Below are 15,351 nucleotides of genomic sequence, written 5' to 3' on the forward strand. Positions count from 1 at the left end.
AAAAGTTGTCCAATCATGCCACTTTGACAGAAATAGCAGACAAAAGATGCTGCTATTTCCGCTTTTTCAGCGGGAAAAGGCGAATAACAGACAAAAAATGTCGTTATTTCGTGTTGGGCAAAATAGCTGTGTTATGCCGTCGCCGTTGTGCAAAGCAACATAACGGTGTGAAGCCGTCCTGTCGCGCCGCGCCAACTAACACCCGCAGCCCGCCTGCTCCGCATCCTCCACCGGAGTGGGGTAGTCGTTGTCGAAGCAGCCCAGGCACATGCCCCGGTTGTACTCTCCGGCCGACCGGCCGATAGCCTCGATCAAGCCCTGCTTGGACAGGAAATGCAGCGAGTCCGCTTGGATGGCCTGGCGGATCTCCTCCACTGTTTTGCTGGAGGCGATCAGCTCCTCCCGGCTGGGCGTATCGATGCCGTAGAAGCAGGGGTTCATATAAGGCGGCGAGCTGATCCGCACATGGACCTCCTTCGCCCCTGCCTCCCGCAGCATGTTCACAATCCGCAGGGATGTAGTGCCGCGGACAATGGAGTCATCGATCATGACCACCCGCTTGCCCTCCACCACCTTGCGCACTGCAGAGAGCTTCATCTTCACGCCCCGCTCCCGCAGTTCCTGGCTGGGCTGGATGAAGGTCCGGCCGGTGTAGCGGTTTTTGATCAGCCCGATCTCGTACGGGATGCCCGTCTGTTCGGCAAAGCCGATAGCCGCGGAGATACTGGAGTCCGGCACACCGGTCACCACATCCGCGTCCACGAAGCTTTCCATTGCCAGCCGCATCCCCATCCGCTTCCGGGCCATATGCAGGTTGATGTTGTCTACGTCGCTGTCCGGACGGGAGAAATAGATAAACTCCATGGCGCACAGAGAGCGCCGGGTCATCTCGGCGAACCGGTCCTCGGTCATGCCGTCCTTGTCAAAAATCAGCAGCTCACCCGGCTGCACATCCCGCATATACGCCGCACCTACCGTCTCGAAGGCGCAGGTTTCGGAGGCGAATACATATCCCCCGTCCAGGGTGCCGATCATTAACGGCCGCAGGCCGTTAGAATCCTGGGCCACAAACAGCGTATCGTTGATGAGAATCAGGAAGGCGAAGCCGCCTACTACCCGCTGCAGTGCTTCTTTTACCGCCAACCTCGGATCATGGTGCTTGGAACGGGCGATCAGGTGGATCAGCACCTCCGTATCGCTGGTGGTCTGGAAGATGGAGCCTGCCTCCTCCAGCTCCCGGCGCAGCTCATCGGCATTCACCAGATTGCCGTTGGTGGCAATGGCCAGATCGCCGCCGCGGAAGCGGAACACCAGCGGCTGCGCATTCTGCAGCTTGCTGGCGCCCGCTGTGGAATAGCGCACGTGCCCGATAGCGGTGGAGCCCTTCAGTGACAGAATCTTGTCATTATCAAAAACTTCCTTCACCAGTCCCATACCCCGGTGGACGTAGAACTGCTCGCCGTCGGTGGTGCAGATGCCGGAGGATTCCTCCCCCCGGTGCTGGAGCGCGTGAAGGCCGAAGTAGGCCAAGGCCGACGCCTCGGTATGATTAAACACACCGAAGACGCCGCACTCTTCCTTCAGCTTGTCGAACACCTGAGAGTCTACACCCTCGTTATAATACCGGCCTGTCCATAATGCGGGCTGGTCGGAGTGGGTCAGGATTTCATCAGACATGGAATCGCATCCTTCCAAACCTTTTCTAGCTTCGCAACGGGAGTGTCGAGGATCGTGGTTCCATTCACTTCAATCTTCAAATCACCGCGGGCAGCGGCCACACGGCCAATCTCACCTACGGGAACACCGGCAGCGGACAAATGGGCAACCAGCGCAGCAGCCTTATCCGCCTTCACGCTCACCAATATCCGGGACTGGCTTTCGCTGAACAGCAGGTGATCCGCACGCAGCTCCGAAGCCAGCTTCACACTAGCGCCAACCCGGCCGCTGATACAGGACTCTGCCAGCGCCGCTGCCAAACCGCCGTCGGACACGTCATGGGCCGATGCCACCAGACCTGCCTGAATAGCAGAGAGCAAACCATCCAAAAGCTTCTTTTCCACATCCAAATCGATAACCGGCGGACGTCCTTCGGTCACACCATGAACGGCGTATTGGAATTCGCTTCCGCCCAGCTCGGCGCGGGTTTCGCCCAACAGAAGGATCACATCCCCCTCCTGCTTGAAGCCCTGAGTGGTGATATGGTCGGTATCATGGACCAGACCCACCATACCTACCACCGGCGTGGGGTAAATCGCGCCTTTGTTATTCTCATTGTACAAGCTCACGTTGCCGCCGATAACGGGCGTGCCAAGACGCCGGCAGGCCTCCGCCATGCCGTCCACCGATTTCTCCAATTGCCAGAAGATCTCCGGCTTCTCCGGGTTACCGAAGTTCAGGTTATCCGTAATCGCCAAAGGCTCCGCACCGGAGCATACGATATTCCGGGCCGCTTCGGCCAAGGCAATAGCGCCACCCACCTCGGGGTCCAGGTAAACAAACCGGCTGTTGCAGTCCGTGGTCATAGCCAGTGCTTTGCGTGTGCCGGGCACACCCACTACCGCCGCGTCCGAACCGGGCTGAACGAAGGTTTCCGTCCGCACCATGAAGTCGTACTGGTTATATACCCATTCCTTGCTGGCTACAGTCGGAGAGCCGAGCACCTTGAGCAGCGCTTCCTCTAGACTGGCCGGGGCCGGGTAACGCAGAGTGTCTACAGCTGCATTTTCCACATAATAAGCAGGCACTTCAGAAGCCTTGTGGTACATGGGGCACTCGTCCACCAAGGCCGTTACCGGCATGTCGCCTACCAGCTCACCCTTATGGAACAGCTTCAGGTTGCCGTCATCGGTTACTTTGCCCACCTTGGCGCAATGGAGTCCCCAACGCTCAAAAATCTCCTTGGCCTGAGCCTCATGCTCCGGCTTGACTACAAACAGCATCCGCTCCTGGGATTCAGAGAGCATCATTTCGTAAGGAGTCATGCCCTCCTCACGCTGAGGCACCTCGTCCAGGTACAGCTCCATGCCGTTGCCGGCCTTGCTGGCCATTTCCGAGCTGGAGCAGGTAAGTCCCGCTGCACCCATATCCTGAATGCCTACCACGATACCGGAATCGATCAGCTCCAATGTGGCTTCCAGTACCAGCTTTTCCATAAAAGGATCGCCTACCTGCACAGCCGTCCGCTTGGCTTCGGACTCCTCTGTCAGTTCAACGGAAGCGAAGGTAGCGCCGTGAATGCCGTCCCGTCCGGTGGCCGGTCCCACATAGAACACGGGGTTGCCGATGCCTTGGGCGACGCCCTTCTGGATTTTGTCATGGTCGATGAGTCCGACGCACATGGCGTTCACCAGCGGATTGCCCTCGTAGCTTTCGTCGAACATGACTTCCCCGCCAACGGTGGGGATGCCGATACAGTTGCCGTAGCCTGCAATGCCGGATACCACATGCTCGAACAGATATTTCACTCGTTCGTTGTTCAGCTTGCCGAAGCGCAGGGAATTGAGCAGTGCAATCGGCCGTGAGCCCATGGAAAAAATATCACGGATAATGCCGCCCACCCCTGTTGCAGCGCCTTGGTACGGCTCCACTGCCGAAGGGTGGTTATGGCTTTCGATTTTGAATACAACTGCCTGGTTGTCGCCGATGTCCACGATACCCGCACCTTCGCCGGGGCCCATCAGGACCTTCGGTCCGGTAACGGGGAATTTTTTCAGCACAACCTTGGAATTTTTGTAGGAGCAGTGCTCCGACCACATGACGCTGAACACGCCGATTTCCACATAATTGGGCTTGCGTCCAAGGAAGCCGCAGATCTTGGCATACTCCTCGTCGGTTACGCCAAACTGACGGTAAATCTGTTGTTCCTCGATCTGCTGTGCGTTGGGCTCCTTAGCCGATAGCTGCTGCGCCATGTTTTTCCCTCCAGGTGTTCAAAATCGATTTGAAAATCCGCACGCCGTCCTCAGATCCGAGGAGTTGGCTGACCGCCCGTTCGGGATGGGGCATCATGCCCAGCACGTTGCCATCCTTGGAGCAGACGCCGGCGATGTTGCCGACGGAGCCGTTGGGGTTCTCCCCGGCGTAACGGAAGACGATCTGGTTATTGAGTTCAAGCTCCCGCAGGGTCGCCTCGTCGCAGTAGAAATTACCTTCCCCATGGGCGATGGGGATGTCGATTTCTTCCCCGGCCGCATATTCGGAGGTGAAGGTGGTGTTGTTGTTCTCCACCTTGAGCATTGTGGAATGGCAGCGGAATTTCAGGGTTTGGTTGCGCAAAAGTGCGCCCGGCAGAAGTCCGGCTTCGGTAAGAATCTGGAAGCCGTTGCAGATGCCGATGATGGTTTTGCCTTGGGCCGCCGCCTCTACCAATGCGCCCATGACAGGAGCAAAGCGGGCAATGGCGCCGCACCGCAGGTAATCCCCGTAGGAGAAGCCGCCGGGGACAATGATGCAATCGTAGGAGGAGAGGTCCGTCGCCGTATGCCAGACATACTCCACCGGCTGGCCGATGGTGGACTCTACCGCTTTGTAGCAATCCAGGTCGCAGTTGGAGCCTGGAAAGACCAAGACTGCGAATTTCATTTTAGTAACCCTCCAGTTCAAAGCGGTAGTCTTCGATGACGGTGTTGGCGAGCAGCTTCTCGCACATGGTCCGCACCCGGGCTTCCGCCTCGTTCCGGTCAACGGTGTTCAGGGTCAGTTCCAGGTACTTGCCGATGCGCACCTTGCCCACTTCGTTAAAGCCCATGGAGTGCAGGGCCCCTTGAACCGCATTGCCTTGGGGATCAAGCACGCTTTGCTTGATGGTCACGTAAACTGTCGCTTTGATCATTTGCCGGATTCCTCCCGAAAGTCATTCATAGTGTGCCCGGCGCGCGCGGTGGCTCTAAGTTGGCCCGGCGCGGAGGGGCGTTGTGTTTTATTCATAAAATGCCACCAGCCGACTGGGCTTACGATTCGCGATGCCGTCGGCCAGCTTGGCTTACGCTTCGCGATACTGTCGGCCAACTGGGCATACGGTTCGCGATGCCATCCGCCGTATCAGCTAACGGACCGTGGTTCCGTTATTTTGCCAAAATCGCGCTTTTCTGCTGCTTAACGGACCCTAGTACCGTTATTGTGCCGAAAGTGGGCCAAAAAGCAGTGTGTTGGGCGGAATAGCGGAACCTGTGTCCGTAAGATCCGGCAAAAGCTCCATTTCTGCGAAATAGCGGATCGTGAGTCCCCGAAGCTGCCGGTTCGTCCGTTTGTGCGGGCCACGGCCCGCCTCACTCGCTAGTGCGGGGCCATCGACCGGCTTACTCCGCTCCATCGGCCCCCTTACTCGCCCCACACATTCAACTCTACTCCGCTGCCGTCAGCCTGCGGTAGATCTCCCGGTAGCGGTTGGCCGTGGCCTCTACCACCTCGTTGGGCAGCGGCGCAGGCGGGCTGTTTTTGTCCCAGCCGGAGCCGGTCAGATAGGTGCGCACCGGTTCCTTGTCCATGCTGTCGATCTCCGTATCCAAGGCATAATTCTCCACTGCCCAGAAGCGGGAGGAATCCGGCGTAAAAATCTCGTCGATGAGAATAATCCGCCCGTCCAGGATGCCGAACTCGAACTTGGTGTCCGCCAGGATAATACCCCGCTTGCGGCAGTATTCATGGGCGGCCTTGTACAACAGAATGCTGCGGCGCTCCAGCTCGTCGGTGAGCTCTGCACCCACCAGCTCCTTCATGCGCGCAATGGAGATATCCTCGTCGTGGCCCACATCGTTTTTGGCGGATGGGGTAAAAATCGGCTCCGGCAGCTCCTGGTTCTTGCGTAGCCCCTCCGGAAGCTTGCGGCCGTTGATCTCGCCGGTGGCCTGGTACTGGCGCCAGCCGCCCCCGGTGATATAACCGCGGACGATGCATTCGATGTCGATGCGCTGGGCTTTTTTGGCCACCATGATCCGGTCCTTCAATAGCTCCGGCGCCGTCACCAGGTCACCCAGCTTCTCCACATCCGTATGCACCACATGGTTTTCCTGGAGGGAGGCGGTTTGTTCAAACCAGAATGCGCTGATCCGGTTCAGCATGTTCCCCTTGTCGGGAACCGCCGGGGACAGGATGTAGTCGAACGCAGAGATCCGGTCCGTCACCACCAGCAGCATTTCCTCGCCCAAATCATACAGCTCCCGCACCTTGCCTTTGTACAAAAGCGGAGCCTTGACCAATTCCACCGCCGTCGACAATGTTGTTGTTACCACGTTAAGGAAACCTCCTGTTTTGCGCCACTCCGGTTTAGGTTGTGTTGGCTAACACGCCATGAAACGGAAGGGCATAGAGTCCGGCGCAGGCGCCGGGTGTTGGTAAACCAGGTGAAGCATGATAGGTGAAAAGCTTCGGCCACAGCCGCCGCGGAACTGTCTCAAGCCCCCGGCAGCCGGAAAAGGCTAAAGCTCCTTACTCGGTCAGCCCCAGCTTGCGGAAAATGGTGTCCACATGCTTCAGATGCCACGAGGGATTGAAACAATCGTCGATTTCCTCGGCGGTCAGCGTCTTGGAGATAGTCGGGTCCGCTTCAATAATGGAGCGGAACTGGCGCTGCTCCTCCCACGCCTTCATGGCGTTGGGCTGAACGGTATCGTAAGCCTGCTCGCGGCTGAAGCCTTTGTCGATGAGCTTGGTCATCACCCGTCCGGAGAAGGGCACGCCGTAGGTGCTTTGCATGTTGCGCTTCATATTTTCCGGGAACACGGTGAGGTTCTTGATGATGTTGCCCAGGCGGTTCAGCATGTAATCCAGGAGCGCGGTGGCGTCCGGCAGGATGATGCGCTCCACGGAGGAGTGGGAGATATCCCGCTCATGCCACAGCGGCACGTTCTCGTAGGCGGACAGCATGTGGCCGCGGATGACCCGGGAGAGGCCGGAGATGTTCTCGCAGCCGATGGGGTTGCGCTTGTGGGGCATAGCCGAGGAGCCTTTTTGGCCCTTGGCGAAGGGCTCCTCCACCTCGCGGAATTCGCTCTTTTGGAGGCCGCGGATTTCGGTGGCGAACTTGTCCATGGAGGTGGCGATGAGCGCCAGAGTCGCCATGTATTGAGCATGACGGTCCCGCTGGAGGGTCTGGGTGGAGATCGGCGCCGCTTTTGTACCCAGCTTGCTGCAGACATACTCTTCAATGAAGGGATCGATGTTGGCGTAGGTGCCTACCGCACCGGAAATTTTGCCGTACTGCACCTCGTCGGCTGCGCGGCGGAAACGCTCCAGGTTCCGCTTCATTTCTTCATGCCACAAGGCCATTTTCAGCCCGAAGGTAGTTGGCTCTGCATGGACGCCGTGGGTGCGCCCCATCATGGGAGTATCCTTGTAGGCGATGGCCTTGTCTTTCAGGATGGTGATGAAATTCTCCAGGTCCTTCTCCAGAATCCGGTTGGCTTGGAGGAGCAGGTAACCCAGGGCGGTATCCACCACATCTGTGGAGGTCAGCCCGTAGTGGACCCATTTGCGCTCCTCGCCAAGGGATTCGGACACCGCCCGGGTAAACGCGATAACGTCGTGGCGGGTTTCCTGCTCGATTTCGTAGATGCGGTCAATATTGAAGGTAGCGTTTGCGCGGAGAGCGGTGACGTCCTCCTTGGGGATAACCCCCAACTCCGACCAGGCTTCACAGGAGAGGATTTCAACCTCCAGCCAGGCCTTGAATTTGTTCTCTTCTGTCCAAATGGACGACATTTCCTTGCGGCTATAACGCTCCAGCATGTGGAACCTCCTAATGGTATGCTTATTGCTTGTATGGTTGCGCCGGTGGGTCCGGCGTTTACGTTAATTCTTGTATTCGTTAGTGTGGCCAAATGCAAAAGTGCAGTTATTTTCGCCCGTTTTCCTTCTGGAACGGGGTCTTGCTGCAAAAGTGCAGTTATTTTCCGTCATTCGGCTACCAAACGGGGCATTTCCGCAAAATAACTGTATTTTTGCATGATAGCCGGCTTCTATGGCCAAAGTTTACAAAATAACTGCACTTTTGCAGGATGGGCTGGTGTGGCGGACGCGAACCGAGAATGCTATTGTGCCAGGCATGAGCCGGGATCGGCCGCGCTTGGGACATCAGCCGGGATGGGCTGGTGAGCCGGGACCGACTGCTTGTCGGGCATGAGCCAGGATCGGCTGCATGCCGGGCACAAGCCGGGATCGGACGCGTGCGGCGACATGAGCCGGGATCGGCTGGTGAGCCGGAATCGGCTGCGTGCCGGGTATGAGCCAGGATCGGCTGCATGCCGGGCACAAGCCGTGATCGGACGCGTGCGGCGACATGAGCCGGGATCGGCTGCGTGCCGGGTATGAGCCAGGATCAGCTGCATGCCGGGCACAAGCCGGGCTGGGCTGCGTGCTGCACGAGTGTGCCGAGGACAGCCAGCTGCCCTCTAGCTCCAAGCCTTGCATTCCTCCGCCCAGATGCCGGTCTCCCGAACCCAGGCCAGCGCCTGCGCCGTATCGGCAGCCAGCAGGTTCACGTGGCCCATCTTCCGCCGGGCCTTGGCCTCGGCCTTGCCGTAGAGGTGGAGCTTCAGCGCCACTCCCTCCGGCTCCTTCTCCTGCGCCGCCAGCCAATCCAGCAGTGGCACCTGATGCTCGCCCAGCACATTCACCATCACCACTGGGGATAACAGCTCCACCGGGCCCAACGGCAAATTGCAGACGGCCCGCACATGCTGCTCAAACTGGGAGGTGGCGCAGGCTTCCATGGTGTAGTGGCCGGAGTTGTGGGGCCGGGGGGCCAGCTCGTTGACGTACAGCTCGCCGGATTCCGTTACAAACATCTCCACCGCCAGCAGGCCCACCATGTCCAGGGACTCCGCCAGCCGGGCGGCCAGCTCCTCAGCCCGCTGCCGCACCTCCGCCGGAATCCGCGCCGGCACAATGGACAGGTGCAGGATATTGCCCACGTGGATGTTCTCCGCCACCGGGAACACCTTCACCTCGCCCCGGGGGCTCCGGGCGGCAATCGCCGAGATCTCCTGCCGGAAGCTGATGAACTGCTCCAGCACCAGCTCCACGCCGCTTTGGCAGAGAGCAGCATAAGCAGCTTCGCATTCGTCCGGCGAACGGAGCACCCATTGGCCCTTGCCGTCGTAGCCGCCGGAGACCGTCTTCAGCACACAGGGTGTGCCGAACCGGGCCACCGCCGCCTCCAGCTCCGCCAAGCTGCCCACCGGCGCATAAGGCGCCACCGGCACTCCGGCGGCCTCGATGGCCCGCTTCTCCCGCAGCCGGTGCTGGGTGGTGTGCAGCAGGGTGCTGCCCTGAGGCACGTAAGATTCCCGGGCCAGCATCTCCGCTACCCCGGAGCTGACATTTTCGAATTCGTAGGTAATCACATCCGAAATCCGGGCCAGCTCCCTGGCGGCTTCTTCGTCGCCGTAGGACGCCGTGATCTGGCGGGCTCCCGCCTGCTGCATGGGCGAATCCGGCGAAGGCTCCAGCGTCGCGAAGCGGTAGCCCATATGGGTGCCTGCCAAAGCCAGCATCCGGCCCAGCTGTCCGCCGCCCAGCACCCCGATGGTGCTGCCGGGCAGGATCACTTTTCCCTGTCCGCCCGTTCTGTCATTTCCGTTCATCACAGACCTGTCCACCTTTCCCTTATCCCCCTCCGCAGCCAAGCATCCCGTCAGAATCCAGTTCTTCCGGTCCGCTCAGCCGCCGCAGGTGTCCCCGCCTATACCAGCCGGTCGCTGCTCTCCGCCGCTTCCTTGCCGATCCGCTCCCGCCGTGCCGCTACCTTGGCCGACAGCTCCGGGTCGAAGGCGCCCAGAATCTGGGCGGCCAAAAGCCCGGCATTGGTGGCTCCGGCATTGCCGATGGCCACCGTAGCCACCGGAATGCCGCCGGGCATCTGGACGATGGACAAAAGCGAGTCCAGCCCGTTTAAAGTGGAGCTCTTCACCGGGACGCCAATTACCGGCAGCACCGTCTTCGCCGCCACCATTCCCGGCAGATGGGCAGCGCCGCCCGCTCCGGCGATGATTACCTTGATGCCGCGTCCCGCCGCTTGCTCCGCATATTGAAACATCAGATCCGGCGTGCGGTGTGCGGACACCACCTTCTTTTCGTAGGGGATACCGAATTCCTCCAAGGGCTGGCAGGCAAGCTTCATGGTTTCCCAATCCGACTGGCTGCCCATGATTACTCCGACAACTGGCGTCATGCAAACGACCTTCTTTCCGTAGAGACGGTTATAATATGAATGCATCCGGCGGACAGGGCCTCCAAACCGCTTCCCTCTGCAAAAATCCCCCAAAAGTGACGAGATGCTCTGAAGCGTATTCCGGTTACTTTTAGAGGAGTTCTCCTTATGAAGAGGCGCATGCTGCAGCATCTTCATAAAAAAACAACGCGGCAAGCCAATATTCACCTGTGGCCGCAAAAGCAGATAGCCGCAGGCAAAAGGCAAAGGAAGGACCCCAAAGGGTCCGGCCTTCCCGGCGGTTTCCCGGGGCGTGTCTGGCACGCCCTGCGCGCATGCAGCCCAGACGCAAAACCCCGGTAAACCGGGGCGCCGGCCGCACACACAAAAGCAATTCACGGATATGAGCGAATATGGCTGCCGCGTAAAAATTCCGCAGGGCAAACCCAAATAAAGCATCCTTCGCTCGTAGTCCGGTCATTTACGGTAACCGGGTAGAAACGTTCGGGCCCTATCCCCGAATATATACGAGTCATGCAACGAATGCAAAATATAACAGTTTACTTGTCCATGTTAAGTTTAACAGCCGCGCAGCGCCTATGTCAACCTTAAAAACCGAACGTTTGTGTAAAGAGAGTGAATATAGTTCGTATTTTAACAGCGGTTTCAAAGCACCTCCCCGCCCCGTCAAGGAGCCAGAAGCTTCACTGCCGCCTGAAGCTGGGGGTCATTCTGCTTCAGCTGCGCCGCCAGAAGCTCCGTCATCTTCCGCAATGTGTCTCCAGCCACCGCACCGGTGGCCTGCAAACCTTGGGCCGACTGGAACGACTTTACGGCCTCTGCTGTTTTCCCGTCGAAGTACCCGTCCTTCCGGCCGGGGTCAAAGCCCAGCGCCGCCAGCATCACCTGGATGCTTTTCACCTCGGTGGCGTAGCTGTCCTGCTTCCACTCCTTGTCGGGGCTGACATACGGCAGCGCCGCATATTCCGGGAGAGCCACCTCCACATCGGGAGCGATGCCTGTTTTGTGAATCCATGTGCCATCGGGGGTCAGCCACTTGGCGTTGGTGTATTTCACCGTAGAGCCGTCCTTCAGGTTCATGATGGTTTGGGCTGTGCCCTTACCGAAGGTTTTCTCCCCTACCAGCTTGGCACCCGCAGACTCCTGCAGAGCCCCCGCCAGAATCTCCCCGGCACTGGCGGTGCCCCCGTCGATCAGGCCCACCATGGGCAGCCCGTCAATGCTGGGGTTTTTGCCGCTGCCTCTGGCCCGGTACTCCTGGGTGCGGCCGTTGCGGTCCTCCACCTTCAGCAGAGTTTTGCCTGCGGGAAGCAGCATTTCGCCGATTTCCACCGCCTGATCCAGCAATCCGCCCGGATTTTGCCGCAAATCCAGCACCAGCCCCTTCATGCCCTTAGCCTTCAGGTCGGTCAGCTGCTTGGCGAACTCCGCTCCCGTCGTTTCCGACACGGAGGAAATCTGAATCACCCCGATCCCATTATCCAGCAAATTGCTGTATACCGTTTCAATAGGGATCACATCCCGGATAACCGTGACCTGAATGGGGTCCGTCTCACCCGGTCTTTCAATCGTAAGCTCTGCCTTCGTTCCCTTCTCGCCGCGGAGCAGCTTCACTGCCTCCGTCGACTTCATGCCGATGAGACTGGTATCCCCCAGCTTGATGATCCGGTCATTGGGCTTCAGCCCCGCCTTTTCGGCAGGTGCACCTTTAATGGGAGAAACGATGACGATCCGCCCGTCCCGTTCCTCAATTTCCGCTCCAATACCCACAAACGAAGAACTGATCACCTCACCGAAGCTTTTGGATTCCTCCTGGTTCATATAAACGGAGTACGGATCATCCAGCGCCTTCATCATGCCGTCCAGCGCCCCGTCCACCAGCTTGGTTTTGTCGACAGGCTCCACATATTGGGCGGACAGATGCTCATAGACCGCATCGAGCTTATCCCACTTTTCATACTGGTTGCGGGTATACGCGAAGGTTAAGCCGCTGGCAGCCACCGCCGTGACGATTACTGTGGTTACTGTGTTCCTGATGCGATTGCCCATCCGTAGGACCTCCCGAGGCTTTCCGCGGGGGAAAACCGGTTATGCAAGCTTATGCCGGATGCCGTTTTGCGCGACCGGTCTTTAATTGGATATTTTACCATACCGCGGTTGGCACTCCAAACCCGGCATTTTCCAGTTGGCCCGACAGTCCTCCCCTTATGCTCATCGCTCTCCGGGCAAAGGAATCTCCCCCGCAGCCGGAGCCCCCTTCTGCACCCAGTCCAGAAACAGCTGGTAGTCCGCCTCCGTTTGTCTGGCATAGGATACCGCCCACAGGGCCAGGTCCCGGGCAAACACACTGCTCTTTTCCCCCATGGCTTCCGCAATTTCATCCTCACTGTGATACGCCAGCACGCCATTTTCCACATCCGCATCTGCCCGGGCATGAGCCTTCGCCGTAATCCGCCCCATGATCTCCAGCGCCTCCAGGAAATCCTGTTTTCCCTCCAGATCGGACAGCTTCAGCTTCTTCTTATACGGGGACCGCTCCCGGATGTAATACTGCTTGCCTCCGAAGGTCAAATACCCCAGGAACGGGTCCGCCTCATGATGCATGGCCTGCTGGGTGGCCGCCACACGTCTGCCCTGGTGACCGAATTCCCGCCAGAACTCCTCCCGGTAAGGCAAGAAGTAGGCCGGCACCGGCACCCTTGCCTCCTTCACCTCCAGCACCACATCGTCCATGGCATCCGCCGCCCCGCCCCCTTCAATAAGCAGATAATAACGGTCCAGTCCGATGGACGCCGTCCCCGAGCCTTTTTTCACCGCCATATCCTTTATCCTGAAAAAGTTAGGCTTCAGCTCCCGTTCACGTCCCAGCACCGCTATATATTCCTCCCAGGCCGCCAACAGCGCCCTGCGGGTTCCCGGCTCCACCTCCACCAGCTCCTCCGAACGGATAAACCGCCGGTCCCGGCCGCCTGCCGTAACCGACAGCATAAACTTGTGGGGCTCCCGTTTTCCCAGCTTGCGCAGCAGCTTGCGGATGCTTCCGTCGGTGTTGTCCTCGCTGAACTGCAGCCGGGACGGGTTCTCCTCCCGCTCGGTAAATTTGCGGATTTGCCGGTAATAGGCCTGCGCATACGCCTCGATGGCTTCGATACGCTCATGCTCATCCAGACCCAGCTCCTTGCCGGCCAAGGCAATGCTTGCGGACATCCGCAGCAGGTCGTACAGGTATGAGCCCAGGCAGCCCTCGTCGAAGTCATTGATATCGTAAACCAGATCCCCGTTTTCATCCTTGAAAGCGCCGAAATTCTCCAGATGGAGATCCCCCTGCACCCAAGTCGGCCGGTTCTCCGCCGTATGGTAGGGAAACCACTCCCGGGAGACATCGGAATAGAACAGGTACGCGCTCCCTCTAAAAAAAGAATACGGCGACTCTGCCATTTTGCTGTATTTCATCATCCGGCCGGTTTGGTCCAGCTTCATAATGCGGATGTCGAACTCGTCGAACATGGTGGCCAGCGCCTGCTGCCGGAGATGGCGGTGGGTATGCTTGACCTTCTCGATGATGGACTCGTACATAATCGGTACATCCTCCTCTATAGCAAAAACACACCCTGCTGCAAACGGCAATCGGGGTGTGCTTCGCGTGTGTGACTGTTCTATTTACCAGCATAAAACCGGCCCAGGGCCAAAGTCAAATGGTTGCCGCCTGGTGCTGAACAACCCTTTTAGAGCCTGCGACGAAAAGCTTATGCTGCCGAAGCGGCGTTTGCTAACGCAAATGCTCCGTACCGCTAATTTCCTCGCAGCTCCTTAAGCTCCTTATTCCACCGGCTGGCGGATGATGGTTTGCAGCTTGTCCGGAGCGGCGCGCCGGGGATCGCCCAGGTAAATTTCGTGGTGCTTGCCCCGGAGCTGGAGCCCCTGCTCCTGAATAAAGGCATGCAACCGCTCAATCGTAGGTGTTTCCTCGGCGTAAGGTCCAATGTGCAGCACCTGGGCGCATTTCCCCTCGTCCAAACGGGCGAGGCGGGCCAGAGGCAGAGCGGGCAACGTTTTTTTGGCTGCAGCCTGCTGTCGGGCTTCCTCTACCAGAGCCGGGGTGATAAAATCCGGCTGCAGGATCAGGGAGGTCCATTTCCAGTCCCCCTTGCGCTCCAGACTGAACGCTTCGATGGGCTCGCTCCACCAGAGGCCTTCCAGGGGCATGACGCCATAATCCGCCCCCTCCGGCATACGCTTCATCATAAACTTCAGCGTGTAGGACAGCGAATACAGCGCCTCCACCGCCTGCTGATAGGCCGGCGCGGTGTTGGGGTCCCCTTCCCCATCGATCATCAGATACTGCAGGGGCGGCACCTCCACCAGCATCGGCTCGGGCTTGGCCCGGTACAGCTCCCGGTAGGTTTTCTTCAAATCCAGCTTCTCCATTGTATGGCACATCCTCCTTGGTTGGGTTCCCTGTGACTTCTCCTCCCCAGTATACCCCGGCGATGTGACAACAGATGGTCAGGTTTCAAAATGGGGGAATAGGTTGGAGGTGCGGAGGAGGTAACGATGCGTGGAACTGGTGAATGCTTGGAACTGGTGGCACAAGGGAGTCTGGTTAGTTTAGGGATGACGGGATTCGCCGCAATGGTGAGTTGTGAGGAAGTTTAGTTTAAGGAATTAGCGGAGAACGTTGAGGTGAAGGGTGAGGTGAAAGCGTTGAGGTAAGGGGAAGCCAAAGCGTTGAGGTGAAGGGGAGGCCAAAGCGTTGAGCTGAACAGCAGGCGTTTCTCCCCTTCCTTAAGCTGTATTATGCCCTCAGCCTTATGCTGTATTATCCCCTCGGCTTTATGCTGTATTATCCCCTCCGCTCAGGAGGGGGAGGGAGGGAATGCAGTGCTAGTAAACCCTAGCATTCCCGAGGCGGCCATCCGCGCAGCAATTCTAACGGAAGTGAGAGCCTTTATTTGCTCCAAAACACGGGTTCAAAAAATCTAACGGAAGCAGGAGCCGCTATTGAAACCAAAACGAGCCTTGGGCAAGCAATTTGACTCAAATAGAGGCTCTGGCCGCCGTTAGATTTTTTAAAGCGGTGTTTTTGCCAAAATAGCGGCTCTGGCCGCACTAGCGATGCGTCAAACCTAACATGGAATTATCCAATATTCCTAAATATGGGTTAATTTGAACGTTGTCACCTG

At 58.4% G+C, this 15,351-nt stretch carries 11 protein-coding genes and 1 riboswitch; all 11 genes read right to left on the reverse strand.

The annotated features are described in order from the left end of the window. Positions 1-195: 195 nt before the first annotated feature. The 11 genes from purF to ACI1P1_RS16835 all read right to left on the reverse strand — a co-directional run bounded on the left by purF (position 196) and on the right by ACI1P1_RS16835 (position 14,596). Complete coding sequence (purF, locus tag ACI1P1_RS16785; protein WP_416217575.1) at positions 196-1,677, reverse strand: amidophosphoribosyltransferase; 1,482 nt, start codon at positions 1,675-1,677, stop codon at positions 196-198. Next, positions 1,659-3,911, reverse strand: a complete 2,253-nt coding sequence (gene purL / locus ACI1P1_RS16790) for a phosphoribosylformylglycinamidine synthase subunit PurL (RefSeq protein ID WP_416217576.1) — start codon at positions 3,909-3,911, stop codon at positions 1,659-1,661. The genes purF and purL overlap by 19 nt, the downstream gene beginning before the upstream one ends. Next, entirely contained in the window at positions 3,889-4,581 is a 693-nt protein-coding gene (gene purQ, locus ACI1P1_RS16795) for a phosphoribosylformylglycinamidine synthase subunit PurQ (protein ID WP_416217577.1), read from the reverse strand. Before purQ ends, purL begins: the two co-directional genes overlap by 23 nt. Position 4,582: 1 nt before the next feature. Continuing rightward, positions 4,583-4,831 (reverse strand): phosphoribosylformylglycinamidine synthase subunit PurS, encoded by a 249-nt coding sequence (gene purS, locus ACI1P1_RS16800; protein WP_113022884.1) that lies wholly within the window; start codon positions 4,829-4,831, stop codon positions 4,583-4,585. Positions 4,832-5,342: 511 nt separating this feature from the next. Further along, positions 5,343-6,230, reverse strand: a complete 888-nt coding sequence (locus ACI1P1_RS16805) for a phosphoribosylaminoimidazolesuccinocarboxamide synthase (RefSeq protein ID WP_416217578.1) — start codon at positions 6,228-6,230, stop codon at positions 5,343-5,345. A 196-nt stretch (positions 6,231-6,426) separates the two neighbouring features. Beyond that, positions 6,427-7,725 carry an adenylosuccinate lyase gene (purB, locus tag ACI1P1_RS16810; RefSeq protein WP_416217579.1) on the reverse strand — a complete coding sequence of 433 codons (1,299 nt, stop codon included), beginning with the start codon at positions 7,723-7,725 and terminating at the stop codon, positions 6,427-6,429. A 662-nt stretch (positions 7,726-8,387) separates the two neighbouring features. Next, positions 8,388-9,581, reverse strand: coding sequence for a 5-(carboxyamino)imidazole ribonucleotide synthase (gene purK, locus ACI1P1_RS16815; RefSeq protein WP_416217591.1), 1,194 nt, complete (start codon positions 9,579-9,581; stop codon positions 8,388-8,390). 98 nt (positions 9,582-9,679) lie between these two features. Beyond that, entirely contained in the window at positions 9,680-10,168 is a 489-nt protein-coding gene (gene purE, locus ACI1P1_RS16820) for a 5-(carboxyamino)imidazole ribonucleotide mutase (RefSeq protein WP_416217580.1), read from the reverse strand. A gap of 428 nt (positions 10,169-10,596) precedes the next feature. Beyond that, a riboswitch (purine riboswitch) is annotated at positions 10,597-10,698 on the reverse strand. 136 nt (positions 10,699-10,834) lie between these two features. Then, entirely contained in the window at positions 10,835-12,217 is a 1,383-nt protein-coding gene (locus tag ACI1P1_RS16825; RefSeq protein WP_416217581.1) for a S41 family peptidase, read from the reverse strand. Between the two features lie 162 nt (positions 12,218-12,379). After that, positions 12,380-13,744 carry a DUF2252 domain-containing protein gene (locus tag ACI1P1_RS16830; protein ID WP_416217582.1) on the reverse strand — a complete coding sequence of 455 codons (1,365 nt, stop codon included), beginning with the start codon at positions 13,742-13,744 and terminating at the stop codon, positions 12,380-12,382. 243 nt (positions 13,745-13,987) lie between these two features. Beyond that, complete coding sequence (locus tag ACI1P1_RS16835; RefSeq protein WP_416217583.1) at positions 13,988-14,596, reverse strand: GyrI-like domain-containing protein; 609 nt, start codon at positions 14,594-14,596, stop codon at positions 13,988-13,990. Positions 14,597-15,351: the final 755 nt, after the last annotated feature.

Source organism: Paenibacillus mesotrionivorans (genome assembly GCF_046098205.1).
Lineage (GTDB): Bacteria > Bacillota > Bacilli > Paenibacillales > NBRC-103111 > Paenibacillus_AR > Paenibacillus_AR mesotrionivorans.

Coding starts and splice junctions, on each gene's coding strand:
- purF (WP_416217575.1), bottom strand. CDS start 1,677: ATGTCTGATGAAATCCTGACCCACTCCGACCAGCCCGCATTATGGACA.
- purL (WP_416217576.1), bottom strand. CDS start 3,911: ATGGCGCAGCAGCTATCGGCTAAGGAGCCCAACGCACAGCAGATCGAG.
- purQ (WP_416217577.1), bottom strand. CDS start 4,581: ATGAAATTCGCAGTCTTGGTCTTTCCAGGCTCCAACTGCGACCTGGAT.
- purS (WP_113022884.1), bottom strand. CDS start 4,831: ATGATCAAAGCGACAGTTTACGTGACCATCAAGCAAAGCGTGCTTGAT.
- purB (WP_416217579.1), bottom strand. CDS start 7,725: ATGCTGGAGCGTTATAGCCGCAAGGAAATGTCGTCCATTTGGACAGAA.
- purK (WP_416217591.1), bottom strand. CDS start 9,581: ATGAACGGAAATGACAGAACGGGCGGACAGGGAAAAGTGATCCTGCCC.
- purE (WP_416217580.1), bottom strand. CDS start 10,168: ATGACGCCAGTTGTCGGAGTAATCATGGGCAGCCAGTCGGATTGGGAA.
- ACI1P1_RS16825 (WP_416217581.1), bottom strand. CDS start 12,217: ATGGGCAATCGCATCAGGAACACAGTAACCACAGTAATCGTCACGGCG.
- ACI1P1_RS16830 (WP_416217582.1), bottom strand. CDS start 13,744: ATGTACGAGTCCATCATCGAGAAGGTCAAGCATACCCACCGCCATCTC.
- ACI1P1_RS16835 (WP_416217583.1), bottom strand. CDS start 14,596: ATGGAGAAGCTGGATTTGAAGAAAACCTACCGGGAGCTGTACCGGGCC.